The organism is Bradyrhizobium sp. (genome assembly GCF_049581145.1).
GTDB lineage: Bacteria > Pseudomonadota > Alphaproteobacteria > Rhizobiales > Xanthobacteraceae > Bradyrhizobium.
Genome location: NZ_JBAURI010001286.1, coordinates 1 through 23,593, shown reverse-complemented (window position 1 = coordinate 23,593; position 23,593 = coordinate 1). Strand labels below are relative to the sequence as shown.

22 protein-coding genes and 1 pseudogene are annotated in these 23,593 nt (G+C 63.5%); 15 read left to right on the top strand and 8 right to left on the bottom strand.

From position 1 onward, the window contains the following. Window positions 1-134: 134 nt before the first annotated feature. The 4 genes from WCB02_RS41045 to WCB02_RS41030 form a co-directional block, all read right to left on the bottom strand. A complete protein-coding gene (locus tag WCB02_RS41045) occupies window positions 135-863 on the bottom strand; it encodes a sulfite exporter TauE/SafE family protein (protein WP_423968491.1) in 729 nt (242 codons plus the stop codon). 6 nt (window positions 864-869) lie between these two features. After that, window positions 870-2,306 (bottom strand): glutamine synthetase family protein, encoded by a 1,437-nt coding sequence (locus WCB02_RS41040; RefSeq protein WP_423968488.1) that lies wholly within the window; start codon window positions 2,304-2,306, stop codon window positions 870-872. Between the two features lie 187 nt (window positions 2,307-2,493). Then, entirely contained in the window at window positions 2,494-3,852 is a 1,359-nt protein-coding gene (locus tag WCB02_RS41035; RefSeq protein ID WP_423968485.1) for a Rieske 2Fe-2S domain-containing protein, read from the bottom strand. Next, window positions 3,749-4,432 carry a hypothetical protein gene (locus WCB02_RS41030; protein ID WP_423968483.1) on the bottom strand — a complete coding sequence of 228 codons (684 nt, stop codon included), beginning with the start codon at window positions 4,430-4,432 and terminating at the stop codon, window positions 3,749-3,751. The genes WCB02_RS41035 and WCB02_RS41030 overlap by 104 nt, the downstream gene beginning before the upstream one ends. Between WCB02_RS41030 and WCB02_RS41025 the strand changes: the two genes are divergently transcribed. Together WCB02_RS41025 and WCB02_RS41020 are read left to right on the top strand one after the other, a co-directional pair. Next, entirely contained in the window at window positions 4,431-4,817 is a 387-nt protein-coding gene (locus WCB02_RS41025; protein ID WP_423968481.1) for a glyoxalase superfamily protein, read from the top strand. The genes WCB02_RS41030 and WCB02_RS41025 overlap by 2 nt on opposite strands. A gap of 68 nt (window positions 4,818-4,885) precedes the next feature. Beyond that, a complete protein-coding gene (locus tag WCB02_RS41020; RefSeq protein ID WP_423968479.1) occupies window positions 4,886-5,209 on the top strand; it encodes a hypothetical protein in 324 nt (107 codons plus the stop codon). Window positions 5,210-5,236: 27 nt separating this feature from the next. On the opposite strand, the gene WCB02_RS41015 is transcribed toward WCB02_RS41020, so the two are convergent. Next, window positions 5,237-6,163, bottom strand: a complete 927-nt coding sequence (locus tag WCB02_RS41015; RefSeq protein WP_423968477.1) for a helix-turn-helix transcriptional regulator — start codon at window positions 6,161-6,163, stop codon at window positions 5,237-5,239. A 112-nt stretch (window positions 6,164-6,275) separates the two neighbouring features. On the opposite strand from WCB02_RS41015, the gene WCB02_RS41010 reads away from it, so the two are divergent. From WCB02_RS41010 to boxB, 4 genes are all read left to right on the top strand, one after another. Next, entirely contained in the window at window positions 6,276-7,814 is a 1,539-nt protein-coding gene (locus tag WCB02_RS41010) for a benzoate-CoA ligase family protein (protein WP_423968475.1), read from the top strand. A gap of 131 nt (window positions 7,815-7,945) precedes the next feature. Then, window positions 7,946-8,782 carry an alpha/beta fold hydrolase gene (locus WCB02_RS41005; RefSeq protein ID WP_423968473.1) on the top strand — a complete coding sequence of 279 codons (837 nt, stop codon included), beginning with the start codon at window positions 7,946-7,948 and terminating at the stop codon, window positions 8,780-8,782. Between the two features lie 219 nt (window positions 8,783-9,001). Next, window positions 9,002-10,690, top strand: a complete 1,689-nt coding sequence (gene boxC, locus WCB02_RS41000; RefSeq protein WP_423968470.1) for a 2,3-epoxybenzoyl-CoA dihydrolase — start codon at window positions 9,002-9,004, stop codon at window positions 10,688-10,690. A 123-nt stretch (window positions 10,691-10,813) separates the two neighbouring features. Beyond that, window positions 10,814-12,265 carry a benzoyl-CoA 2,3-epoxidase subunit BoxB gene (gene boxB / locus WCB02_RS40995; RefSeq protein ID WP_423968493.1) on the top strand — a complete coding sequence of 484 codons (1,452 nt, stop codon included), beginning with the start codon at window positions 10,814-10,816 and terminating at the stop codon, window positions 12,263-12,265. Window positions 12,266-12,349: 84 nt separating this feature from the next. On the opposite strand, the gene WCB02_RS40990 is transcribed toward boxB, so the two are convergent. Beyond that, a complete protein-coding gene (locus tag WCB02_RS40990; protein WP_423968467.1) occupies window positions 12,350-13,159 on the bottom strand; it encodes an SDR family oxidoreductase in 810 nt (269 codons plus the stop codon). 51 nt (window positions 13,160-13,210) lie between these two features. Further along, window positions 13,211-13,546, bottom strand: coding sequence for a hypothetical protein (locus tag WCB02_RS40985; protein WP_423968465.1), 336 nt, complete (start codon window positions 13,544-13,546; stop codon window positions 13,211-13,213). Window positions 13,547-13,734: 188 nt separating this feature from the next. Here WCB02_RS40985 and WCB02_RS40980 point away from each other — a divergent pair, with 188 nt between their 5' ends. Next, window positions 13,735-13,878, top strand: coding sequence for a hypothetical protein (locus WCB02_RS40980; protein ID WP_423968463.1), 144 nt, complete (start codon window positions 13,735-13,737; stop codon window positions 13,876-13,878). Window positions 13,879-13,992: 114 nt separating this feature from the next. Here the strand turns inward: WCB02_RS40980 and WCB02_RS40975 are convergent, their stop codons facing one another. Beyond that, on the bottom strand, window positions 13,993-15,048 hold the full coding sequence (locus WCB02_RS40975) for a polysaccharide deacetylase family protein (protein ID WP_423968461.1): 1,056 nt from the start codon (window positions 15,046-15,048) through the stop codon (window positions 13,993-13,995). A 317-nt stretch (window positions 15,049-15,365) separates the two neighbouring features. Between WCB02_RS40975 and WCB02_RS40970 the strand changes: the two genes are divergently transcribed. The 8 genes and pseudogenes from WCB02_RS40970 to pstC form a co-directional block, all read left to right on the top strand. After that, window positions 15,366-16,757: an OmpA family protein gene (locus WCB02_RS40970; protein WP_423968459.1), complete on the top strand. Its 1,392-nt coding sequence runs from the start codon at window positions 15,366-15,368 to the stop codon at window positions 16,755-16,757. 6 nt (window positions 16,758-16,763) lie between these two features. Further along, on the top strand, window positions 16,764-17,069 hold the full coding sequence (locus tag WCB02_RS40965; protein ID WP_423968456.1) for a hypothetical protein: 306 nt from the start codon (window positions 16,764-16,766) through the stop codon (window positions 17,067-17,069). A 129-nt stretch (window positions 17,070-17,198) separates the two neighbouring features. After that, window positions 17,199-17,789 carry a TetR family transcriptional regulator C-terminal domain-containing protein gene (locus WCB02_RS40960; protein ID WP_423968453.1) on the top strand — a complete coding sequence of 197 codons (591 nt, stop codon included), beginning with the start codon at window positions 17,199-17,201 and terminating at the stop codon, window positions 17,787-17,789. Next, window positions 17,786-18,712 carry a haloalkane dehalogenase gene (locus WCB02_RS40955; protein WP_423968450.1) on the top strand — a complete coding sequence of 309 codons (927 nt, stop codon included), beginning with the start codon at window positions 17,786-17,788 and terminating at the stop codon, window positions 18,710-18,712. The genes WCB02_RS40960 and WCB02_RS40955 overlap by 4 nt, the downstream gene beginning before the upstream one ends. A gap of 549 nt (window positions 18,713-19,261) precedes the next feature. Further along, window positions 19,262-20,317 carry a UPF0104 family protein gene (locus WCB02_RS40950; RefSeq protein ID WP_423968448.1) on the top strand — a complete coding sequence of 352 codons (1,056 nt, stop codon included), beginning with the start codon at window positions 19,262-19,264 and terminating at the stop codon, window positions 20,315-20,317. Window positions 20,318-20,345: 28 nt separating this feature from the next. Then, on the top strand, window positions 20,346-21,647 hold the full coding sequence (locus WCB02_RS40945) for an ATP-binding protein (RefSeq protein WP_423968446.1): 1,302 nt from the start codon (window positions 20,346-20,348) through the stop codon (window positions 21,645-21,647). A 139-nt stretch (window positions 21,648-21,786) separates the two neighbouring features. Beyond that, window positions 21,787-22,797 carry a phosphate ABC transporter substrate-binding protein PstS gene (pstS, locus tag WCB02_RS40940; RefSeq protein WP_423968444.1) on the top strand — a complete coding sequence of 337 codons (1,011 nt, stop codon included), beginning with the start codon at window positions 21,787-21,789 and terminating at the stop codon, window positions 22,795-22,797. A 231-nt stretch (window positions 22,798-23,028) separates the two neighbouring features. Next, window positions 23,029-23,593: pseudogene (gene pstC, locus WCB02_RS40935) on the top strand (phosphate ABC transporter permease PstC); the annotation flags it as partial.

The following is a 23,593-nucleotide window of genomic DNA, read 5'->3' as shown; positions in this document are numbered from 1 at the left end:
TCACTTAGGTAGCCAACATTGTCGGCACCAGCGCCCGCTGCGTTGTTCCGATTCTTTCAAAACGAAAAGATCAAGCGACCGCGCCGAAGCACGCGGATGAAGGTTCGCGCGCTGCGTGGTGCGGCCGACCGAGCTCAGCGCGACAACAGCAGCACCGCCGAGACAGCAGAGATCGCCAGAACGGTCCATCTGAGCGTGTTGCGATCGATGAACGGGGCGATGTGCCGTGCCGCGAGAAAGCCGATCGGCACGCCGGGCAGCAGGGCCGCTGCGCGCATCAGTTCCGGCCAGCCGAACAATCCGAGCAGCACCAGCGCGATCACCGAGCCGACATACGCGACGGCGAAGAAGGCGCCGAGCATGGCGCGCGCGGCAGCAGGCTCGGCGTTCTGGAAAGCGAGCGCAATCGCCGGTCCATGGATGCCGACCATCGTGCCCATGATTCCCGACGCGCCGCCGGCGAGGGCCAGCCCTGCGGTCGTGGGGCGGACGGCGCGGTTGAAAAAGCTGACCATGACCGCGAGCAGGATCAGCACACCGAACAGTTTCGGCAAGGCCGGTCCCGAGGCGAGTTTCAGCGCAAAGGCGCCGGCGACGGTTCCGAGCGCGAGACCGAGCAGCGACAGCCGCAATCCCCTGGCGTCGATCGCACCACGCTCGCGCCAGGCGGTCGCCGCCGCCAACACGCTGCCCGCGAGCAGCATAGGGCCCGGAATGTAGGCGGGATCGAGCAGGGCCAGCAATGGCACGACGAACAGCGCAAGACCGATGCCGACCGCTGCCTGGAACGCGCAGCCTGTGGCCATGATGGCGATTGCGGCGAGCGCCTTGAGGATTTCCAATGCTGCCGGTTCGGTCAGCATGCGCGCTCAAAACATCTCGAAATATTCGCGATGCTCCCAGTCCGACACCTCGGCCTGGAAGCGCTCGATCTCGGCGGTCTTGATGTGCACGTAGTAATCGACGAAGGCGGCGCCGAATGCTTCGCGAAAGAACGGATCGTCGTCGAGCGCCGACACCGCCTCGCGCAGCGATTTCGGCAGCAGGTTCGCCTTGGTTTCGTAGGGCGTGTCGGCGGACGGGCCGGGCTCGAGCTTGCGATCGATGCCGTCGAGACCCGAGAGGATCTGCGAGGCCATGTAGAGATAGGGATTGGCGGCAGGCTCGCCGATCCGGTTCTCCAGCCGGGTCGCGGCGTCGTTCGCGCCGCCCAGCACGCGGATCATGACGCCGCGATTGTCGCGGCCCCAGATCGCGCGATCGGGCGCCAGCGAATAGGAGCGGTAGCGCTTGTAGCCGTTGATGGTCGGCGTCGTGAACACGGTGGACGCGCGTGCATGCATCAACACTCCGGCAAGGTAGTGTTGGCCCAACGCGCTGAGCGGCTCGGAGCCGTCCTTGGCCATGAAGACGTTTTCGCCGCCTGATCGCGCGACCAGCGACTGATGCAGATGCCAGCCTGAGGCGAACAGGTTCGGCAGCTTCGGGCGGCACATGAAGGTCGCGTGATAGCCGTGGCGGCGCGCGATCTGCTTCACGGCCGAGCGGAACAGTACCATGTTGTCGGCGGGCGCCAGGCCCTTCGCCGGGGCGAAGGTGAACTCGCACTGGCTCGGGCCGAACTCGACCTCGACGGAGCGCAGCGGCAAGCCCAGTGCAAGGACGTCGCGCCTGACAATGTCGAGCGCCGGCGCCATCTGGTCGTAGCGCTGCTCGGTGAGATACTGATAGCCCTGCGATAGCAGGCTGACCGACGGCGGCTGGCCGGGTTGGCCAGCATCCTCCGGCGCCATCCTGGCGTCTTCGAGCTTGAACAGGTGGAATTCCACCTCGAGCCCGGCGACGAAGTCGTAGCCGCGCTGTCCGAGCCGGGCGAGTACCGATTTGTAGAGCTGTCGCGTCGAGAACGGGATCGGCCGCCCGTCGGCGAAATGGATGTCGCAGAGCAGCCAGCCCGTGGCCGGCGACCATGGCAGCACGCGGAAGGTCAGGGGGTCCGGCACCATCAGGACATCGGCGGCCCCTTCCATCTCCTTCATACCGAACCCGCCGCCCGCGGTGAACACCGGAAACACCGTGCGGTGCGAGGTGTCCTTGGCGAGCATCGTGGTGGTGATGCTGCAGCCGCTTTCGAGCGACGCCAGCGCTTCGCTCGCAACCAGCGTCTTGCCGCGCAGGATGCCATGCTGGTCGGCAAACGACAGCCGGATGGTTTCGAGCTTTTGCTCCTCGACGATCCGGCGCAGCCGCTGCGCGGCGTCCTTCTGTTCGTCCGACCACAGCGCATGACGCGCGACAAAACTCAACGTGTCACCTCAAAATCCGAATCGTCGTCAAGATGAACGGATCGCTCCGCTTTGGTCGTCATTGCGGGGAGCCACCGGGCCTCGCCTCCGGCGAGCCCGATGGCAGGCTCCGCGATGACGCAATCCATGCCTCCGCCCGCAGAGCTATGGATTGCTTCACTGCGCTCGCAACGACGAACAACGCCCATCACTCCGCCGCCGAGAGATGGCGCACCTTTTCGGCGATCTCCTGCGGTACGGGTGCGATCCAGGGTGCGCCGCGCCGGCGCTTGACGTCGACTTCCATCCAGAACATCTCCCAGCCCTGCGTCGGGCCGATGCCGTCCATTGTCGCGGGACCCTGAACGCTGCGCGCGCTAACCTCGTCGAGACACAGCATGGGCTTGTCGCCCGCGGCGACCTTCTCGATCTCCTGCCGCAGCAGGCGGCGATACTGAACGATCGCCTTGTCGGCGCTGCCGAGATGCTCTTTGGTGCGGTCCTGGATCGGTCCCATCGATTCCACCGCCCACTGGTCGTGCACGTTGATGTCGCTGCCCATGCCGGTATAGGTCGAACGCGCCTGCTCCTGCGCATCAAAACCGTAATCATTGCTCTTGTTCCTGCGCGAACGGTAGTCCGGCAGCTCATAGAGCTCGAGCCGCTGCTCGCGCATCCTGTTTTTGTCAACCGGCGCGGAGTAGGAGGTGAAGATCGCGTACCAGTAGCAGTTCTCGTCATCGATGGGCACATGCCATTGCGTGATCGTCATCTCCGTGCTCATCGGAATCACGAAGCCGTGCGGAAACAGCTGGTTGGTGACGCGCACGTGGGTGCGCGCCTCGTCGATCTCGCGCAGCGCGATCAGCCGCAAGCCATATTCGGTCTGTTCGACATTGATGATCGGGCGATCATAGTCGCGCAAAATCCTGGTCATCGGCAGGTCGCTGCCGGCGGAGGCGCCGCGGAACTGCTTGCCGTAGGCGGTCGAGGTGTCCTCATCCTCGAAGAAGCGGTGCAGGTAGGAGGCATGCGAGGGGTCGATGCCGACTTCGAGCGCCTGCAGCCAGTTGCAGTTGATGTGGCCCTTGAAGGCAAAGGTATGACTGTCGGGTGCGACGAAGCAGTCGATCTCGGCAAACGCCGGCGGGGTGCCGTCGCCGAGAAAGGCCCAGAGGATGCCACTCCGCTCCACCACCGGATAAGAGCGTTGCTTGATGCCCTTGCAGAGTTGCGAGCCCTTGGGCTCGGCGGGCGTTTCCAGGCATTGGCCGGACACGTCGAACAGCCAGCCATGAAACGCGCAGCGCAGACCGCCGTTTTCCAGCCGTCCGAAGGCGAGGTCGGCGCCGCGATGCGCACAATGCCGCTCGATCAGACCATGGCTACCGTCCTCGTCGCGGAACAGTACGAGGTCTTCGCCGAGCAGCTTGATCGCCTTGACCGGTCGCGGACCCGAAAGCTCATCGACCAGCGCCGCCGGCTGCCAGTACATCCGCATCAGTTTCCCGCACGCGTCTTTGGCGCCCGTCCGGGTGATCAGGTCGTTCTGCTCCTGGCTCATCATGGCGGGGAGTCCTTTCGCGGGGTTGTTGCAGAGAAATTCTGTTTGAAATGAAATTACTAGGGCTATATTTCCTCGCAAGAGATTTTCTTGGGTTTCGTGACTCCGAATAGGCAGTATGTCCCGCAGAAGTGAGCCTCTCCTGACCCTTATGCACATGGATACGGGCGTTGTATTTGGACACCAAAGCGACGAACGCGCATTTTTCGAGTGGTTGAACCGTATTCCATGCGTTGACAGTTGTGTTGGCGATGCTCGCAGGGGCTTGGTCGTCAAGCTCAAACGTCGGCCCAGCAGAGATGATCTTAGGCAGCTTCTCGCGTTGTGCCATCGCTAGGGTGTCGACATGCGGCAGCTCGCCAAATTCAAGACGGAAAAAATAGCGACTGGTTTTGCGATCGCCGAAAATATTGGTATGAGGCGGTGTTTGGCGAACGGCCGCTTCGGAAGAAAACTCCCCGAACGATGCCAGCTCGTTCGTCTCGCTAACCGCACGCAAACGTCGTCGCGCCCAATTATCGTTCTCGATGCCAACTTTTTGGGCGACGAGCAACTGCGTGGAATCAGGGAGCTCTATGGCCATGGAGATCAACTTCAACTGGATCGTGCCCATTCTGCGCATTTTCGACATTGCCAAGGCCGATGAATTTTATCTGGGATTCCTCGGCTTCAAGATCGATTGGGACCATCGCTTCGACCCCGAAGCTCCGCTGTACCGGCAGATTTCGCGCGGCAATCTGATCCTGCATTTGAGCGAACATCACGGCGATGGCTGTCCCGGCGCCAGGCTTCGCGTCATGATGACAGGCGTCGAGGCCTTCCATCGCGAAATCTCCGCCAAGGGCTACCGTTACATGCGGCCCGGGCTCGAACAGACGCCCTGGGGAACGGTCGAGACCGGAGTGATCGACCCTTTCGGCAATCTCATCCGCTTTTGCCAGCCGGTCGAGCAATCGGGTGCGCCGTGACGTACGGGGACGCAAACTCATCCAAGCCGCCGACGGTCGACAAACACCAAGCACGATGGAATCAACCAATGAAAGCACCGACCATTCGAATCTCCATTGGCAAGTTCGACGCCGATCAGGCGGCGATTGTTGAGAAAAAATTGCACGACAGCAGGACGGCTCTGGAAAGCGGGATACGCGCCATGCGCGGAAATCTCGCCTATTACGTTGGAATCGATCGAGCCAACAATGCCATGCACAATGTCAGTATCTGGGAAAGCGTCGCTGACGCCAACCAAATGGCGACGTTTGCGCCCATGCTCGCGCTTGGAGCCGAATTCGCGACACTTGGCGTGCGTTTTGAGCGGCCCATTCTGAATTGCGATACGCTTTGGCAACTGGACGGGGCGTGATCGCGCGACTTTTCGTCAGCATGGCGGTCACACCGCGACGCTGCGCAGCCCGAACGCGCGCGCTTCGTTTTGCAGCACCGGCCGCACCGTGTCGATCAGCCGCGCGGCCGCGGCGTCGACTGACAGCCCGGCGGTATCGACCACCGCGGATGCCCGCGCGTAGAGCGGTTCGCGGCTGACCAGGATGTTGCGCAGCTCCGCCATTGCCGAGCGATCGTCGGCCATCGGCCGCAGGTCGCCTTGCCGCCGCACCCGCGCCATATGCTCTTCCGGGTCCGCCTTTAGCCAGATGGTGTAGAACGACGACAGGATCAGGTCGAAGGTCAGCGGCTCGGAGACGATGCCGCCGCCGGTCGCCAGCACCATCAGTTCCTTGCGCGCCAGGAGTTGCCCGAGCGCGGACTGCTCCATGCGCCGAAACCCTTCCTGGCCGTACAGCGCGATGATCTCGGCGACGGACAAGCCGTTCTGCGCTTCGATCTCCTTGTTCAGCTCGACGAAATTCCAGCCGATCTTTTGCGCGAGAATCTTGCCCAGCGTCGATTTGCCGGCGCCGCGCAGCCCGATCAGCGCGATGCCGGCAAAGGACGGCCGGCGATGCGCCGCCGTGCCGTGACCTGCGAGCGCGTCCTTGGCCTGCGCGATCTGACCCGGCGTGGCTTTGCGCAGGAGATCTCGGACCACCTGCCAGTCCGGCGCCAGATCGGCTGACGGGATCAGGTCCTCGAGATGCGCGCCCATCGCGTTGGACACGCGGCGCAGCAGCACGATCGAGACGTTGCCCTTGCCGCTTTCGAGCTGCGCGATATAGCGCTCGGAAATGCCGGACACTTTTGCCAGCACCTTGCGCGACATGCCGCGCAGCGCGCGCATGGTGCGGACGCGCTGGCCGAGCTGTTCGAGGAAGCCCGCCTCGGAAGGAGCCTGGGAGTAATCTTGGGAGTTTTGGGTCATCGCGCCGCTGAATGTCGCAACGTTACGAAACATAATGCCTGATGGCATTGACAGCAAGCGCGACTGATGGCCTTCTATGCATTATAATGCTTAAAGATTGGGGAGATGCGTCGTGAGCGGGGTGTCCTACAACGCGGTGACATGGCTGCTCGATCGCAACATCGACGAGGGCCGCGGCCGCAAGCTCGCCTACACCGACACGGTGTCCGAACTGACCTATGGCGGTCTGCAGCAACAGACCTGCCGGGTCGCCAACATGCTGCGCCGGCTCGGCGTCCGCCGCGAAGAGCGCGTTGCCATGATCATGCTCGACACCGTCGATTTCCCGGCGGTGTTTCTCGGCGCGATGCGCGCGGGCATCGTGCCGGTGCCGCTGAATACGCTTCTGACCACCGAGCAATACGCCTATGTGCTCGCCGACTGCCGCGCGAGAATCCTGTTCGTCTCGGAGGCACTGTTTGCCGCCGTGAAGGACATCGTCGGGCGGATGGCTGATCTCGACTGCGTCATCGTCTCCGGCCGCAATGCGCGTGGCCACAAGCTCTTGTCCGAGGAGATCGCGGGCGAAAGCGCCGCGTTTGCCACGGTTGCGACCCATGAGGACGAACCGGCGTTCTGGCTCTATTCGTCCGGCTCGACCGGTATGCCCAAGGGCGTGCGGCATCTGCACGGCAATCTCGCCGCCACCGCCGACACCTATGCCAGACAAGTGCTGGGGATCCGCGAGGACGACGTCTGCCTGTCCGCGGCAAAATTGTTCTTCGCCTACGGCCTCGGCAACGCGCTGACCTTTCCGATGTCGGTCGGCGCCACCACCATTCTCAATGCCGAACGCCCGACGCCGGCGGTGATGTTCACGCTGATGAACAAATATCACCCGACCATCTTTTATGGTGTGCCGACGCTGTTTGCATCGATGCTGCACGACGAGGCGCTGAAAGACGCCCGCTGCGGCGACCGTTTGCGCATCTGCACCTCCGCCGGCGAGGCGCTGCCGGAATCGGTCGGCAATGCCTGGAAGGCGCGGTTCGGCGTCGACATTCTCGACGGCGTCGGCTCGACCGAGCTGTTGCATATCTTCCTGTCGAACGCGCCCGACGATGTCAAATACGGCTCGTCGGGGCGGCCGGTGCCGGGCTATCAGGTGCGGCTCGTCAACGAGGCCGGCCATGAGGTGGCCGACGGCGAGGTCGGCGAAATGCTGGTGCATGCGCCCTCGGCCGGCGAGGGGTACTGGAATCAGCGCAGCAAGAGTCGCTCGACCTTCGAGGGCTATTGGACCCGCACCGGCGACAAATATGTCCGCGGCGCCGACGGCCGCTACACTTTCTGCGGCCGCAGCGACGACATGTTCAAGGTGTCCGGAATCTGGGTGTCGCCGTTCGAGGTCGAGAGCGCGCTGATCACGCATCCGGCCGTGCTTGAAGCCGCCGTGGTGCCGGAGGCCGATCCGGAAGGCCTGTTGAAGCCGAAGGCCTTCGTGGTGCTGCGCCCCGATGCTCCGCTCGCCGGTCTCGACGAGGCGTTGAAGGAGTACGTCAAGCAGAAGATCGGCGTCTGGAAATATCCGCGCTGGATCGAAATGGTGGAGTCTTTGCCGAAGACCGCGACCGGCAAGATCCAGCGCTTCAAGCTGCGGGAACATGGTTAGCCGTCATTCCGGGGCGCCTGAAACGCAAATGCGGAATCTCGATCGGCGAAAACAATCTCGCGATTCCGGATCGGCTCGCTTTGCGAACTGTCCGGAATGCCCGGCTACGGGGATAGAGGACAGATGACATCATGACCACGCTGGCTGCCTCCGGCTTCCTCAGCATCGGTGCCTCCGATCTCGAATACCGCATGATCGGTCCCGCCCCGGATCAGGCGCCCACCATCGTGATGCTGCACGAGGGCCTGGGCTCGGCCGCGCTGTGGGGGGATTTTCCGGATCGGCTGCGGGCCGCGACCGGCGCCGGCGTCTTCGTCTATTCGCGCGCCGGGTACGGCGCCTCGTCAGCCGTGACGCTGCCGCGGCCGCTCGACTACATGCAACGCGAGGCGCTCGACGTGCTGCCGAAGCTGCTCGACCGGATCGGCTTTCGCCGCGGCGTTCTGGTCGGACATTCCGACGGCGCCTCGATTGCGGCGATTTATGCCGGCTGTGTGCAGGATCATCGCCTCCGCGGACTTGTGATGATCGCGCCGCATTTCGTGGTCGAAGACGTTTCGGTTGCCGCCATCGCCGAGATCAAGACCGCCTACGAGACGACCAACCTCCGCGACAAACTCGCGCGCTGGCACAGGAATGTCGACAACGCCTTCCATGGCTGGAACCGAGCCTGGCTCGATCCGAAATTCCGCAGCTGGGATATCTCGGATGATCTCGCCTATATTCGCGTCCCCGTCGCGATCCTGCAGGGCGCCGATGACCAATATGGCACGATGCGCCAGATCGAGATCGCGCGGCAGGAATGCTATTGTCCGCTTGAGGTGACCATCCTTCGCGAGGCCGGACATTCCCCGCATCGTGAAGCGCCGGAGGCGACGCTGATGATGGTCACCGAATTTGTCGACGCCGTATTGCAGACTCAGCAGCGCGGCTCGGAAGGGCGCACTGCGCAGGGCCTGCCGACCTGACACATGCCGGGTCTGCGCATTACGCTCTGGCGTAATACCAGACCCGGTCAGCCCGTTCGCGACGGCAGGCACAGCTCGCGACTGGGCGGATTGGGTGCCTTGCTACCGGCTTTCGAGACATGAAACAAAATGCATATTCGTTTGTTTTGCGCTAGACCAGTGCGATAACCTGCATTATTGTGCATGTAACCAAGCGAACCAAAGACCAAGGATGGCGTCATGGCCGGGGAAGATCGCGTGCTCGCCGGGGGCGCGACGTTTATCGATTTCCAGACCGACCCTCAGCACTACCGGCACTGGAAGCTGGACGTCGCGGGTGAGGTCGCGACGCTGACGATGGACGTCGACGAGAACGGCGGGCTGTTCGAAGGCTATCAGCTCAAGCTCAATTCCTACGATCTCGGCGTCGACATCGAATTGGCCGACGCGGTGCAGCGGCTGCGCTTCGAGCATCCCGACGTCAAGGTCGTGGTGCTGCGCTCGGGCAAGAACCGGGTGTTCTGCGCCGGCGCCAACATCCGCATGCTGGCGGGCGCCACCCACGCGCATAAGGTCAATTTCTGCAAATTCACCAACGAGACCCGCAACGGGTTTGAGGATTCATCGGAAAATTCCGGGCAGCGCTTCATCACCGTCGTCAATGGCACCGCGGCCGGCGGCGGCTATGAGCTGGCGCTCGCCACCGATCACATCATTCTGGCCGACGACGGTGCGGCCGCCGTGGCCCTGCCGGAAGTGCCGCTGCTTGCGGTTCTGCCCGGCACCGGTGGGCTGACACGCGTGGTCGACAAGCGCAAGGTGCGCCGGGATCGTGCGGATTTCTTCTGCACCATCGAGGAAGGCATCAAGGGCAAACGGGCGGTCCAGTGGCGCCTGGTGGATGAGATTGCGCCCAATTCAAAGCTTGAGGCAAAGATCGCCGAACGTGCCCGCGAATTCGCCGCGTCCTCGAAGCGCAGCGGCGGCGGCAAGGGCATTGCGCTGACTCCGCTTGCCCGCAAATTCGACGACAACGGCATCCGCTACGGCTTCGTCAGTGTCGACATCGACCGGGGTGGGCGCATCGCGACGATTTCGATCCAGGCGCCCGACCAAACCGCGCCGGCGGACACCGACTCCATGATGGCGCAGGGCGCCGCGTTCTGGCCGTTGCAGGTTGCCCGCGAACTCGACGATGCCATCCTGCATCTGCGGATCAACGAGCTCGAGATCGCGATGCTGGTGTTCAAGTCGCATGGCGAGCCGGCGCATGTGCTGGCCGCCGACGCCTTCCTCGAGACCAACAAGGCGCACTGGCTGGTCAACGAAATCAGGCAGTACTGGAAGCGCGTCCTGAAGCGGATCGACGTCACCTCGCGCACGCTGGTGACATTGGTCGAGCCCGGCTCGTGCTTTGCCGGCACCCTGGCCGAACTCGTGTTCGCCGCCGATCGCTCCTACATGCTGATCGGCTCGCTGCAGGGCGACAACCGCCCGCCGCCTGCGATCGAACTCTCCGCCATGAATTTTGGGCCTTACCCGATGAGCCATGGCCTGACGCGGCTGCAGTCGCGCTTCCAGGCCGATCCCTCGGATGTCGCGCGCGCAAGAGGGAAGATCGGCGAGCCGCTCGACGCGGCCGCGGCCGAGGAGCTCGGTCTCGTCACCTTTGCGCTCGACGACATCGACTGGGACGACGAGATCAGGGTGTTCTTCGAGGAGCGCGCCAGCTTCTCGCCCGACAGCCTCACCGGCATGGAAGCCAATCTGCGCTTCGCGGGTCCCGAGACCATGGAATCGAAGATCTTCGCTCGCCTGACCGCCTGGCAAAACTGGATCTTCCAGCGCCCCAACGCGGTCGGCGAGGAGGGCGCCTTGCGGCGTTACGGAAGCGGCCAGAAGCCGCGCTTCGATATGACGAGAGTTTGAGAGTTCTCATGCGTCATGGCCGGGCTTGTCCCGGCCATCCACGTCTTTCTTGCTGATGCAGAAAAGACGTGGATGCCCGGCACGAGACCGCGCATGACGGAAATTGTGCCCAAGGAGGCTACGATGAACGTCAACATCATGAACGTCGACTACTCGACCAAGATTCCCAACAATGTCGATCTGTCTTCGGATCGGCAGGTGCTGAAGGCGCTGGAGGGCTGGCATCCCGGCTATGTCGACTGGTGGAACGACATGGGGCCGGAGGGTTTCCAGCAATCGCTGGTCTATCTGCGCACCGCCTATTCGGTCGATCCGCGCGGCTGGGCCAAGTTCGATTACGTCAAGATGCCGGACTACCGCTGGGGCATTCTTCTTGCGCCGCAGGAGGAAAACCGCGTCATTCCGTTCGGCGAGCATTTTGGCGAGCCGGCCTGGCAGGAAGTGCCGGGCGAATACCGCGCCATGCTGCGCCGGCTGATCGTGATCCAGGGCGACACCGAGCCGGCCTCGGTCGAGCAGCAGCGCATTCTCGGCAAGACCGCGCCCTCGCTCTACGACCTGCGCAACCTGTTCCAGGTCAATGTCGAGGAAGGCCGCCATCTCTGGGCGATGGTCTATCTGCTGCAGAAATATTTCGGCCGCGACGGCCGCGAGGAGGCCGACGAGCTGTTGCGCCGCCGCTCCGGCGATGCCGACAGCCCGCGCATGCTCGGCGCCTTCAACGAGAAGACGCCGGACTGGCTGTCGTTCTTCATGTTCACCTATTTCACCGACCGCGACGGCAAGATGCAGCTGCACTCGCTGGCGCAGTCCGGCTTCGATCCGCTGTCGCGCACCTGCCGCTTCATGCTGACCGAAGAGGCGCATCACATGTTCGTCGGCGAGACCGGGATCAGCCGCGTCGTGCAGCGGACCTGCGAGGCGATGAAGGAGGCCGGCATCAGCGATCCCACCGAGATCGCAAAGGTGCGCGCGCTCGGCGTGATCGACCTGCCGACCATCCAGAAGAAGCTGAACCTGCATTACACGCTGTCGCTCGATCTGTTCGGTTCGGAGGTCTCGACCAACGCCGCCAATGCCTTCAATGCCGGCATCAAGGGCCGCTATCACGAGACCCAGATTGCCGACGATCACCGGCTGCAGAACGCGACCTATCCGGTGCTCAAGCTCGTGAATGGCGAGATCAAGCGGGTCGACGAACCCGCGCTCACCGCGCTCAACATGCGGCTGCGCGACGACTACTCGCAGGATTGCGTCAAGGGCCTGTTGCGCTGGAACAAGATCATTGCGCTGGCCGGCTACGACTTCACGCTGACCTTGCCGAACGTCGCCTTCCATCGCCAGATCGGCGAGTTCAGGGATGTCCACGCCACGCCGGACGGCGTGCTGATCGATGACGCCACCTGGACCCGGCGCAAGGACGAATGGCTGCCCTCGACCGATGACGGCGCCTTCATCGCCTCCTTGATGCATCCGGTCACCGAGATCGGCGCCTACGCACCCTGGATCGCGCCGCCCAAGGTCGGCATCGACAACAAGCCCGGTGATTTCGAGTATGTGAAGATCGAGACGTGATTGAGAAGCGAATGGCGAGTAGCGAATAGCGAAACTACTCGCCATTCGCGACTGTCCATTCGCTGCGGCGCGCCCCGCGCCGCCTCAATGATCCCAGCCGTCGCCCTTGATGCCGGGATTGGCGTAGACGATGCCGCCATCGACCGCGATGGTCGCGCCGACCACGTAGTCGCCGGCGCGGGAGGCGAGATAGATCGCGGCTCCCGCGATATCCTCATCCGTTCCGATCCGGCCCACCGGCACCCGCGTCGCGACCGCATCGGCATGGTCGCGCGCCGCCCGGTTCATGTCGGAAGCGAACGGTCCCGGCGCGATCGCCGTGACAACGATGTGATCCTTGACCAGCTTCACCGCCATTCGTCGGGTCAGGTGAATCAGCCCGGCCTTGCTGGCTGCATAGGAATAGGTCTCCATCGGATTGACGAAGATGCCGTCGATCGAGGCGATGTTGATCACCTTTGCCGGCCGCTCGCGGCTGGCGGCGGCGCGCAGCTGCGCGGCCAGCGCCTTGGTCAGGAAGAACGGCGTCTTGAGGTTCAGGTTGACGACCTTGTCCCAGCCGCTTTCGGGAAACTCGTCGAAATCCGCGCCCCAGGCCGCACCGGCATTGTTGACGAGGATGTCGAGTTTGGCTTCGCGTTTCCTGATCTCCCCTGCGAGCATCTCGACGCCTGCGAGAGCGGAGATGTCGATCGGCAGCGCGATGCATTCGCCGCGATATTCGGCGGACAGCTCTTTCGCGGTGGCCTCGCAGGCTGGCGCCTTACGCGCGGTGATGTAAACCTTTGCGGCTCCCTGCGCCAGAAATCCGGCCGCGATCATCCTGCCGATGCCGCGCGAACCGCCGGTCACCAGGGCGGTGCGGCCTTGCAGCGAAAACAGATCCTTGAACATGCGTTGCTCCGTTGGCTTTGACGATGGTTCTGGGCGCGGCCCTGGGACGAGTCAAGAAAAGCCATTGCAGCCCCGAACGTTACCATTCGTCGACGCTGCGGCACGAGGCTGCGTCGACAATCGAGCGCAGCTTTTGCCGAGCCCGGCGCCCAGCGCCGCATGTCCGATAAATTTTTCCTGAAATGTGAGGCAAGACACAGGCGCCGGGTGCGGGTCACGCCATGCTGCGCCGCAGCGAGTTTCGATCCGCCCAAACTTAGAGCTGCTCGATCGATTTCCATGCGGAGTTTCAACGATGAGATACGCATCATATGCCGTGACTGGAGCGCCTTCGACCGGGTCGATCATTTCCCGCCAGGTGTCGAAGCTGACAGTGAATTTGTTCACGTCGATCTTCTGCGCGTTATATCAATCGCAGCGTGCTCAGGCGCGGCGCGCGCTCGACCGATATCGGCACCTGGTGTCTCGGGCCTCTGACGAGCAAGCGCAGGACCCGCCGGCCAATGGCGGGAGGCCATGACCATGTTTGCCGGTGAGAGGTCCCTGCGCGCGGCCGATCGTCGGCCCGGCTGCGTTTGCCGGGCGAGCGAGTCCTGATCGCGATCGTCGCGGTGCTGTTCTTGATCCTGCATATCGCTGCCGGCTCGATCTTGCAGCGCGCCGAGCCCGACCAATCCGCGCCGGCGCGGCAAGACGCGCAAATGGCGCTCTACGACTGATGCCACCAGATCCCCTGGTTCTATCGAGATCGGCGGCGGAGAAATCGCTGATCGGCGAGGTTGCCTCCGTGTCGTTGCCGTGCGCGACCAGCCGCCCGTTGTTGCGGTGTCGGTTCACGCCGCGTCGACGCGCCGAAAGCCGTTCCACATCGCGGTCGCGGCGCCGGAGGTCAAAACCGGCAGGATGCGCGCTTCCTGATAATTGCCGTTGAGCGAAACGCGCGGCAGCGCGGTCAGGTGGTCGGCATTTTCGGGAAACACCATGCCGGGCCGCGTCGTCACCGCGGTCTTGTATCCGGCGGCGCGGGCCAACGTGAATTCGCGCTGGCCTGCCGCCGCCCGGTCGCCATAGGGATAGGCGAGATGCAGCACGGGACAGTGCAGCATCTCCTCGATCAGCGTCCGGCCGAGCGTCAACTCTCCGCGCGCGATCGCCTCGCTTTGCCGGGCAAGACTGCAATGGGTGATGGAGTGCGCGCCGATCGTGACCAGCGGGTCACAAGCGAGCGGCCTCAATTCATCCCAGGACATGCAGAGCTCGCGGCAGATCGCGGCGTCGTCGACGCCGTGGCGCGCGCACAAGGCTGCGACTTCGCGCCGCAGATCGAGCTCTGCCAGTCCGCGCAGCCAGCCATGCAGCCGATCGAACGCGGCCTGCTTGGCGGTGGCGGTCGCGGTCTCCAGCCGGGTCGGCACGCCGCCGATGACAGCCTCCATCGCGGTGGCTTTCGAAACCACCTGCTCCAGCGCGATCCACCACAGGCGGCCCGAACCTTCGGCGAAATCGCTGGTGACATAGAGGGTGAAAGGCGCGTCAAATTCGCGCAGCACCGGCAGCGCGAAATCCCGGTTGTCGCGATAGCCGTCGTCGAGGGTGAAACAGGCGAATCGCCGCGCGAAATCGCGCCCGATCAGCCGATGATGGGCCTCGTCGATCGAAATGATGTCGATGTCGCGCGACCGCAGATGCGTCAGCACCGCACGCAGGAATTCGGGCGTGACCTCGAGATGGTGGTTCGGCCTGAATTCGCCGCCGCGGCAGGGCCGGACATGATGCAGCATGAAGATGGCGCCGACACCTGCGAAGATCGGCCGCAGCAGCAGGTGCGCGCCGCTGAAATACAGCGCTTCCAGGCCGGCGCGAATAACGGTGTGACGCAAATGCTTCATCGGCGCGGTGATGCCCCGTTAGGAGGTCATTCAGGAAATTAGCAAAAAACCGCTGAAGAAACCCTTAGCCGTGCGGGATACCGCCATCCTCCACCTCTGGTATTTGCAGTTTGACAGCCCGGCAAGGGTTTGTTTTCTCTGCGGCCATCGCGCCATCGATTTGAAGTTAACGCAAAGTTCCCGTAAGGCCGGGTGCCTCAGGTCGAAAAGCGGCACTTATATCATGGAGTTACCAGGACGCGGTTGCCAGAATTCGCGCCGGGGCATCGGCCCGTCTGCGCGAATTTGACTCAACGCGGTCCTGGGCGGGATGTCGGATGCACGGACTTTTCAGGTGGAGCAGCAAATGGTGGCCCGGTGTGATCCCGCTGGCCCTGTTTTGGGCAATCGCAGCCTGGACCAGCACCGCTCCGCTTGAAGCCGATCTGGCCGGCCGCAGCGCCGCGGCGCTCAAGGAGATCGTGCTCGACAAGACCCGTATTGCGGTGGAGGGCCGCGACGTCACGCTCGGCGCGGATGCCTTCGCCGAAGATGGCCGTCGCAATGCGGTGGCTGCGGTCGCTTCAGTGCCGGGCGTGCGCCTGGTCAACGACGAAACCCGATTGGTGCCGGAAGCCAAGCCGTTCGTATGGTCGGCCGAGCGCGACGTCGCGAGGGTCACGCTCGGCGGCAGCGCGCCATTGCCCGCGAGCAAGGCCCGGTTGCTGGAGGCGGCGCATGCCGCCATCAGCGGCATCGAGATCGCCGATCAGATGAACCTGGCGCGCGGCGCCCCCGAGCGCTTTGACGATGCGGCGCTGCTGTTGATCGGTCAGATCGGCAAGCTCAAGGATGGCAAGATCACGCTCTCCGACACCAGCGTGACGCTGTCCGGCATGGCGCGTGACCTCGGCGGCCGGGAAGCCATTGCAGCCGCGCTGAAGGCGCTTCCCGCGGGTTTCACGGTTGCTGCCAACGACGTCAAGGCGCCGCCCTATGTCTTCCAGGCCTATAAGGATCCGGTGGCGACCACGTTGACGTTGTCCGGTTACGTGCCCGACGACAAGGTCCGCGCCGCGCTGGCCGCTGCCGCGACGCGCAAATTCGTCGAGAAGGTGGTCGACAATCTCAAGCCGAGCGTCGGTGCGCCCTATGGCTTCGCCGCCGCGGTGGTGCCGGCGCTGGGTGCGCTGTCGCGGCTGTCGACCGGGACGCTGGTGGTGTCCGACCGGGAGGTGAAGCTGTCCGGTGATGCGCTCTATGACGCGGCGGCGGCGCAAATCCGCGCCGGCCTGGGCAAGGATTTTCCGCAAGGCTTTCAGTTCAAGGCCGATATCTCGGTCAGGCCGCCTTCGGCCCCGGTCGATCCGACCGTCTGTCAGCAGCTGTTTTCGGATATCCTGGCCAAGGGCCAGATCCGGTTCGAAACGGGAAGCGCGACCATCGATCCGGATTCCGCGGGACTGCTCGATCGGCTGGTCGAAACCGCGCTGCGCTGTCCGAGCGCCAATTTCGAGATTGCCGGACATACCGACGGCGATGGCGACGATGCCTTCAATCAGGCGCTGTCGGAAAGACGCGCGCAGGCGGTCGCCGATTTTCTGGTCAAGGCCGGGCTGCCGGCCGATCGTTTCACGGCGGTCGGCTACGGCAGTTCGCAGCCGGTCGCCAGCAATGACACCGACGAAGGCAAGGCGCAAAACCGCCGGATCGATTTCGTGGTGAGATAATCGAACATGGCCTATCTCATGATGTTCAATTGGGGCTGGCTGCTGGCGTCATTGCTGCTGGGACTTGCCATGGGCTGGATCGCGGTGGTGCATCGCGGCCAGGGCGTCTCGAAGGTGCTCGCGCGCTGGCTGGCGGCCGTCGTGGCCGCCTTGGTCGCTGTCGCGGCGGCGCGCCTCGTTCCCGGCCGTTTCGGCTACTGGCTGGATCTCGGGCTGCTGATGTTTGCGCTTTATCTCGTGGGCTGCACGGCGGGATCGTGGTTGCGCGCCTGGGTGCTCTCGCGGCACGTTCCGACAAAGCCGGTTGCCTGAATGCCCGCGATGTCGCGGGGTCGGCAATTTATATCCGTCTAACTTACTGATCTCTTAAATGAATTTAGCCGTCCCTCACGGTTTGGCCGCCTGCATTGACATTAATACGTACGTGCGTATTGCTTCGATATGCCCAAGCCTTCCCTCCGAGACAAGATCCTGGACGCCGGCCTGATGGCCATGTTCCGCACCGGCTATCATGGCACCAGCGTCCGGGATATCACCGCCGCGGCCGGCGCACCGCAGGGGTCATTCACCAACCACTTTCGTTCAAAGGAGGCGTTCGCCTCCGAGGTGCTCGATCGCTATTTTGCCAATGTGCGCTGCCTGGTCGCCGAGGCGCTCGACGACACCTCGCTCACGCCGCGGATGCGCCTCCGCCGGTATCTCGACATCATCACCGGCAGGCTGGAAGCCGGTGGCTGGAGCCGGGGCTGCCTGATCGGCGATCTCAGTCTGGAAGCCGCAGGCTCGAGCGACCCGCTGCGCACCCAGCTGATGGCGATATTCCGCGAGTGGCGTGTGCCGTTTGCTGCCGGCATCGCCGAGGCCCAATCCTGCGGCGAGATTGCCTCCGAGTTCGACGCCGACGACCTTGCCGAGTTCCTGCTCGCATCGTGGCAGGGAGCCATGCTGCGCATGAAGGTGGAGCGCGATCCTGCGCCGCTCGAACGATTCAAGAAGATCGTTTTTCAAACCGTGTTGAAGGAGCTGCCATGAGCCACCACACCAATATGACCGTTCGCGAGATTTCGCTCGAGGGTACGACGATGGCCTATCGCGAGGCCGGACAAGACGGCGCGCCGGTCGCCTTGTTTCTGCATGGCAATCCGACCTCGTCCTTCATCTGGCGTGACATCCTGCCGCTTGTTGCGCCGATGGCCCACTGCATCGCGCCCGACCTGATCGGCTTCGGTCAATCCGGCAAGCCCGACATCGCCTATCGGTTCTTCGACCATGTCCACTATTTCGAGGCCCTGATCGATAAACTGGACATCAACTCGGCCTATCTGGTGGCGCAGGATTGGGGCAGCGCGCTTGCGTTTCATCTCGCGGCGCGCCGGCCAGATTTCGTGCGCGGTCTCGCCTTCATGGAATTCATCCGCCCGATGCCCGGATGGGCGGACTTCCATCAAAATGATCCGGCGCGCGAATCCGCGCGCGAAACCTTCCAAAAGTTCAGGACTCCGGGCGAGGGCGAGTCGATGATCCTCGACGAAAACGCATTCATCGAGCGCCTGCTGCCGGGCTCGATCCTGCGCAAATTGAGCGACGACGAAATGGCCGCCTATCGCGCGCCCTTTCCGACAGCTGCGAGCCGCCGACCCATTCTTGCCCTGCCGAGAGAGTTGCCGATCGCCGGCGAGCCGGCAGAGGTCTATCAGGCGCTTCAATCCGCCCACGCAGCGCTTGCCGCCTCGAGCTATCCGAAGCTCTTGTTTGTGGGCGAGCCCGGCGCCCTTGTCTCACCGCTCTTCGCTGCGAGCTTCGCGGCATCTCTGACAAATTGTGCGCTCGTTCCGCTTGGGCCTGGGCGGCATTTCCTGCAGGAGGATCATCCTGAGGCAATCGGCCGCTCGGTCGCTGGCTGGATCGCCGGGATAGAGGCCGCCAATTCGCGTCGGACGCGGCAAGCTGCCTGATCGACGCCGCCCGGCCGATGCCGGCCAACCCGCGGAACCGCTCGGATATTCGAGGCGAGGGCTGGCGATGAGAAGGTCGCCAGGCCGCTTGAAGCTTGGCGGCTGTCCTGGTCGCTGCTGCCCACCTGTTTTGCCTGTCCCGGCGATTGGCTGGATCGTGGCGCGGGCTGGATCTTGGGCGACCTTGGGCTGATCATGTTTCCGTTATGTCTTGCGTGCTGCGCGGTGGCATCGTGGCTGTGCGCCTGGGCGTTATTGCGCCACCGGCCCGCAAAACCCACGGCGTGAGCCGGCGCAAGCCGCTTTTTGTCGCATGGCGGCGATGAACCGCGACGGTTCGGGCGGTGCGCGGAACGAATGCCGCAAAAGACGCGTTCAAACCTCGTGAATCGATCCAATCCAATGTATTGAAGGAACGTGGTTTTCATTCGCATGCGGCGAGTTCCACTCTGGTTCAAAACGCGCTACCACGTCGGTCAGCAAGCGTAGCCTCGGCGGCCGCCGGGCGCGTCCTCTGCAGCCGTCGCGGGATCGTCATTCGAGGTGTAGATGCTGGAAGCCATACGCAGGACGATCTCGATTCTGCGCCAGAAGCAAATCCTGCACAGGCTGGGAGTTGTGGTCAGCGTTACGGTCATCGGGGTCGCTTGCTATGTGCTCTTTCACATGCTGCGCGGCATCGATGTCGGCGAGGTCATCGAGGCGATCAAGCAGACCGAGCCGCGGCAGATCGCGCTTGCTGCGCTGTTCGTCGCGGCCGGCTATTTCACGCTGACCTTCTACGACCTGTTCGCGGTGCGCGCGATCGGCCATAGCGATATTCCCTACCGCATCAATGCGTTTGCCGCCTTCTCGAGCTATTCGATCGGCCACAATGTCGGCGCCAGCGTCTTCACCGGCGGCGCGGTGCGCTACCGCATCTATTCGGCGTGGGGACTGAACGCCATCGACGTCGCCAAGATCTGTTTTCTGGCCGGCCTGACCTTCTGGCTCGGCAATGCCGCCGTGCTTGGCCTCGGCATCGCCTGCCATCCGGAAGCCGCCACATCGATCGACCAGCTGCCGCCCTGGCTGAACCGCGTAGCGGCGGTCGGGATCATGCTGGCCCTGCTCGCCTATGTCGTGTGGGTCTGGACCCAGCCGCGCACGGTTGGCCGCGGCCCCTGGAGCGTGGCACTGCCGGGCGGCCCGCTGACGCTGCTGCAGATCGTGATCGGAATCGTCGATCTCGGCTTCTGTGCGCTTGCGATGTATGTGCTGGTGCCCGACGAGCCCAATCTCGGCTTCGTCGTGGTCGCCGTCATTTTCGTCTCGGCGACGCTGCTGGGCTTCGCCAGCCATTCCCCCGGCGGCCTCGGGGTGTTCGACGCCGCCATGCTGGTCGGCCTCTGGCAGATGGACCGCGAAGAGCTACTCGCCGGCATGATGCTGTTTCGTCTGCTGTATTATATTGCGCCCTTCATCATATCTGTAATCTTGCTGACGTTTCGCGAGGTTATCATCACCAGCCGGTCGAAGCGCCTGCGTCAGGCGGCGCTTGGCCTCGACGCCGGGCCCGCGCGGGAAGCCGCCTATGTGAGGGAGCGTGGAGACACTGGCGCCTGACAAGGACGGACACGGAGAGGCCGGTGCGATGGCAATAGAAGCTCCTTCTTCCTCTCCCTTGCCGGCGCCGTGGCCGGAAAGGTTGCGGCATTCGGCCCTCGTCCTCCTGGTCGCCGGCGCGGCACTTGCGGTCCTTGTGGTGTTCGACGAACTGTCGGCGATGCGCGCGGCGGCGGTGTTCGCCTGCATCGCCGCCGCTGCGCTGGTGCCGTGGCGGCTGCATAACTCCACCGCCTCGCGCGAGGATGTCCGCAGCGCCAATCCGGTGGAAACCGCGGCCGTCAGCGCTGTGGTCGCCGGCATGCCCGATCCCGCCGTGCTGCTCGACCGCGCCGGCCGCGTCATTCACCTCAATGCGGCGGCGGCGCAGCTCGCGCCTGCGCTGCGCCGCAACGAGCTCGCGCAATTCGCGCTGCGCTCGCCTGAAATCATCACCGCGCTGCGTGAGGCCATCGCCACCACCGAGCCGCGCCGCACCACCTATCTCGACCACGTGCCGGTCGACCGCTGGATGGAATTGATCATCACTCCGGTGCCGGTGCCGACCGTGTTCGGCGGCATCGACAAATGCATGCTGATGACCTTCCACGATCAGACCCCGCTGCGCCGGGTCGAGGAGATGCGCGCCGACTTCGTCGCCAATGCCAGCCACGAATTGCGCACGCCGCTGGCGGCGCTGTCGGGCTTCATCGATACGCTGCAGGGGCCGGCCAAGGATGACGCAAAGGCGCGCGAACGCTTTCTCACCATCATGCATGGGCAGGCCACAAGGATGGCGCGGCTGATCGACGATCTTTTGTCGCTGTCGCGTGTCGAACTGTCCGCTCATGTCCGCCCCGATACCTCGGTCGACATCGTCCCCATCATCCGACAGGTTGCCGACGGGCTGGAGCCGCTGGCACACGAGCGCCAGGTCGCGGTCAATATCGACCTGCCGGACCGGCCGGTCCTGATCGCGGGCGACCGCGAGGAGCTGTTGCGGTTGTTCGAGAACTTGATCGAGAACGCGTTGAAATATGGCGCCTCGGGCGGCAAGGTCATTGTCTCGCTGGTTGCGGCGGCGTCCAACGAAGGCGCTCCGGAAGTCCGCGTCATGGTGCGCGATTTCGGCCCCGGGATAGCGCCTGAACATCTGCCCCGGCTGACCGAGCGGTTCTACCGGGTGGACGTGGGGGACAGTCGCTCGCAGGGCGGAACGGGGCTCGGTTTATCGCTGGTGAAACATATTCTTAACCGTCATCGCGGCCGGCTTTTGATCGAAAGCGTGCCCCGTCATGGCGCCACCTTCACCGCCTGCTTTCCGCAGCCTAAAACTTTGGTATCGGCTTAAAATCTAGTATTATCAATGCCTTGGTTTGTCATCTAAGTGTCATCCAACCTTCGTAAAAGCGGCAATGACCGCCCTTAAACGGGGCGGCGTGAGCGCGATCGGGCGCAATTGGCGCTTCGCTCACTGATGGAGACCAGCAATGCATTTTGTCAAAGCTATCGTCGCTGCCGGCCTGGTCGCCGCATCGACGTCGGCATACGCCGCCGACATTACGGGCGCAGGCTCGACCTTCATCTATCCCGTGCTGTCGAAATGGGCGGACGCCTTCAAGAAGGACTCCGGCAGCAACGTGAACTATCAGTCGATCGGCTCGGGCGCCGGCATCAAGCAGGTCGAGGCCAAGACCGTGACCTTCGGCGCCACCGACGCGCCCCTGAAGTCCGACCAGCTCGAGAAGGACGGCCTTGCGCAGTGGCCGATGATCATGGGTGCGATCGTGCCGGTGGTGAATATCGACGGCGTGAAGGCCGGTGATATGGCGCTCGATGGCCAGACGCTCGCGGACATCTTCCAGGGCAAGATCACCAAGTGGGATGATCCGGCGATCAAGAAGCTCAATCCGAAGCTGACCCTGCCGACGGCTGCGATCTCCGTCGTTCACCGCGCAGATGCGTCGGGCACGTCCTTCAACTTCACTGACTATCTCGCGAAGGTCAGCGCTGATTGGAAGTCCAAGGTTGGCGAAGGGACCACGGTCGAATGGCCGGTCGGCGTCGGCGCCAAGGGCAACGAAGGCGTGTCCGGCAATATCGGACAGGCCAAGAACTCGATCGGCTATGTCGAATATGCCTACGCCAAGCAGAACAAGCTGACCTACACCACCTTGGTCAACAAGGCCGGCAAGACCGTCGAGCCCACCATGGAGGCATTCCAGGCGGCGGCTTCCAATGCCGACTGGGCTCATGCCCCCGGCTACTACCTGATCCTGACCGACCAGCCGGGCGACAAGTCCTGGCCGATCGTTGCCTCGACCTTCATCCTGATGCACAAGGAACCGGTCGACAAGGCGAACTCCGCCGAGGCCATCAAGTTCTTCAAGTTTGCTTTCGACAAGGGCAACAAGATGGCCGAAGACCTCGACTACATTCCGATGCCGGAATCGGTGGTCAAGCAAATCGAGAAGACCTGGTCGTCCGATATCAAGAGCTGAGACGCGTTTGAGTGACACGACAGTCCCTTCCCCTGACCGGGGGAGGGACAACCTTCGATCTCGGCAGTGCAGTCAAGAGAACTCGTTCAGGGAACCCGTTCGACGGCGTGCGCTGATTGCTTGGCCCTCCCCGATGAGCCGTCCGCTTCCGCTTCCGCTTCAGGTTAGGGGCGGGAGATCGGCGGGCCCGACGGAGGCGGCCCGGCCAGCGTAAAAGGACAGGGGATTGGCATGGCGGACATGGCCGTTCAACACGATGCAGGCGACGTGATGGAGGGCGCTGGACCTTATGATCGCGCCCGGGCCCTCAGTGCTTTCAAGTTCGGCGATGTTACATTCTATTGGATCACCCGTGTCTCGGCGATTTCGGTGCTGCTCATCCTCGGCGGCATCCTGATCTCGCTGATCGTGGGCGCCTGGCCGGCGCTCACGACATTCGGAATCTCGTTCCTGATGACGGCGCGGTGGGCGCCTTCGGCCGATCCTCCGGTGCTCGGCGCGCTCGGACCGCTTTACGGCACGCTGGTGACATCGGTGATCGCGATGATCATTGCCATTCCGGTCGGCCTCGGCATCGCGATCTTCCTCACCGAGCTTTGCCCGCAATGGCTACGGCGTCCGATCGGCATCGCCATCGAATTGCTCGCCGGCATCCCCTCGATCATCTACGGCATGTGGGGCTTCTTCGTGCTGGCTCCGATTCTGGCCAACTACTTTCAGCCGCTGCTGATCGGCGCCTTCGCCAACGTTCCTGTGCTCAACACCGTCTTCGCCGGGCCGCCGTCCTATCTCAGCC